Origin of the sequence: Curtobacterium sp. ME26 (genome assembly GCF_903970945.1) — a bacterium.
GTDB lineage: Bacteria > Actinomycetota > Actinomycetes > Actinomycetales > Microbacteriaceae > Curtobacterium > Curtobacterium citri.
On the sequence record NZ_CAJCKG010000099.1, the window covers coordinates 1 to 1,485 of the forward strand.

The 1,485-nt window shown below is 72.4% G+C and carries 1 protein-coding gene; it reads left to right on the top strand.

Features of this window, described 5'->3' with window-relative positions; translation table 11 throughout:
• Window positions 1-94 precede the first annotated feature (94 nt).
• Window positions 95-904 carry an MFS transporter gene (locus H7A69_RS17180; protein WP_182048149.1) on the top strand — a complete coding sequence of 270 codons (810 nt, stop codon included), beginning with the start codon at window positions 95-97 and terminating at the stop codon, window positions 902-904.
• Window positions 905-1,485 lie beyond the last annotated feature (581 nt).

Here is a 1,485-nt window from a genome sequence, read left to right on the forward strand (position 1 = left end):
GTCATGCGATTTGAGCACCCTCTTATCAGCTGGCGTACAAGGCTCGCGTGTTTTCTCTCATGTCTGACTCTGAGAGAGCGAGTTGCTCGCCGCAGTGAACTCTCTTTCCCTACACGCCGCTCTCCCGAACTTGGCGTTCCTGCCGAGCGTCGGCGGGAGCGCGTCGCCGCACATCGGTTCGCCGCGGGCGTGGGCACGCACCGGCCTGCTGGCCGTCGTGGTCGCCGACCTGCTGCTCTTCGCGGGCCACTACGTCGTCTACACCTACATCGGCCCCTACGCGATCGACGCCGGGCTCGACGCCGGCATGGTGAGCGGCGCACTCCTCGTGCTCGGCGGCACCGGGGTCGTCGGGCTCTGGCTCGCCGGGGTCTTCGTCGACCGTGCGCCGCGGCAGACGCTCGTCGCCGCCGTCGCCGTGATGGCGGGGGCCTTCGCCGTGCTGCCGTTCGTCCACGGCTCCCTGCTCGGCACCATGGCGGTCGCCGGCGTGTGGATGGCCGCGAACGGGACGACCGGGACGCTCTTCATGGCGGCGGCCATCCGGACCGGGGGCGTCTCCCCCGACATCGCCGGCGCGCTCGTCAACGGCGCCTCGAACATCGGGATCGCGGGGGGTGCGGCGATCGGCGGCCAGGCCCTCGGGCTCGTCGGGCTGCAGTACCTGCCGTTCGCGGGGGCTGTGGTGCTCGTGGGGTCGCTCGGCGTCGTGCTCGTGGCACGTCGCGGCTTCCCGGTGCACACGCACACGCAGGAGCACCTGTCGACGTCGTCGATCGAGGCGATCACGTCGTCGCTCGCGGTGGTCACCACCTCGGTGCCGGTGGTCAGCCGGGCGATCCAGACGCTGACCGGGTCGGTCGCCGTGAGCACGGGGTCGGTGCGGACGCATCGCCAGCGCTGAGGCACGTCCGGCGCGCGGCGCTCGGCGGGCAGGTGCGCCGACTCGCCCGATCGCCGGTCGTCGAGGTTCCACGATCCCGGGACCTCGGCGCGGTCGACGTGACTCCTCGGGACCCCGGGGCTGTGCTGACGGCGAGTCCTGGGACCTCGACGGTGCGCGACGGGCGGATCGTGCGGGCCCTGTGGGTCCGGTGACGTCGGCCGGGAGGCTCGGGGCGGCTCCGGCGGTGCGCCCCGCCTGGTCACGGAACGGGCCGGGAGGCTCGGCGCGGTCCCGGCGGGGTGCGGTTCGGGTCCGGTGGGGTGCTGCGCGGGTACGGCGGGGGGCGGCGCTGACTCGCCGGTGCCGCCACGACGCGGACGGGGCGGGTCGGCAGAGCGCCGACCCCCCCCGCCCTCGGCCCCGGGTCAGTCCTTCGGGGGCGTCCGGCGGCGACGGGTCCCCCCGGCCCGGCAAAGAGCGGGAGAGGACACGCCCAAACCCCAATCACACCGGGGAAACTCGTATGCCGTCGTCTGCTTGGAAAAAAAAAAATAAAGCAACACAACCGTGACACGGCGCATGTCTCTGTGCACACCAGT